The following is a 699-nucleotide window of genomic DNA, read 5'->3' as shown; positions in this document are numbered from 1 at the left end:
CTTCTTTCTTACCTCGTAACCACAGCCTTCAAGGTCTGGAATGCCTTTCTTTTTATCTTTCCAAGTAATGTCACAGCCACAATAAAAAGAGGTTGGATGGTCGAGGTAGATCTTCACAGCTTCCCGTTTAGCTTTGGAAAAAGAGCTTGGCGGTGCGGCGAAAACGCTTTGGGTTACCAGTAGGCCAAATAGTACTGAAAGGCAAAAAGACACCAATGGGCCAAATGCTTTTGAAGGTGATTTTTTCATATAAAAAAGACTGATAAAAGTATGATTATTATCAGTCTAGCACTCAAGTGACACTTTTCTCTATTACATTCTTTGCACGGGAATTTTGTGCCTAACTCAGCTGCTTTCCTGTAAATGTGAGTAGTTGGTGGCACTGCTGACAGCGATATCTTGCTTGGTTGCGTTGAACCTTATTATGGCGGCGAATCGTTAATGGATAGTGAGTACAACCGCAGTAGTACTCAAACGTCTTTCCTTGAACAGAGGTCACGGCAAAGCTGTGTGTCGTTTTAGCGGGAGTTTTAAACACGCTTTCCATGACATACTGCCACTCTTTACCGTGTGGCTTCACACGACCAAACACTTGGTGAGTGATGAGGTGCGCAACCTCATGATGGATCACTTCGTCAATAAAGGCATCTTGGTTTTCGTTGAATAGAACCGAATTTAAGCGGACCTCATTGAGTTGAA

The 699-nt window shown here is 43.1% G+C and carries 1 protein-coding gene and 1 pseudogene; both read right to left on the bottom strand.

Going from position 1 to position 699, the window contains the following annotated elements; genetic code table 11:
* Positions 1 to 249: pseudogene (locus KIV40_RS28345) on the bottom strand (deoxyribonuclease I); the annotation flags it as partial.
* Between the two features lie 91 nt (positions 250 to 340).
* Positions 341 to 699 (bottom strand): SprT family zinc-dependent metalloprotease (locus tag KIV40_RS28340; protein ID WP_285352545.1); only part of this gene is annotated, 359 nt, incomplete at its 5' end.

It is taken from the genome of Vibrio sp. D173a (assembly GCF_030248475.1).
The sequence above is the reverse complement of the archived record's forward strand: the minus strand, read 5'-3'. Positions and strand labels throughout refer to the sequence as shown.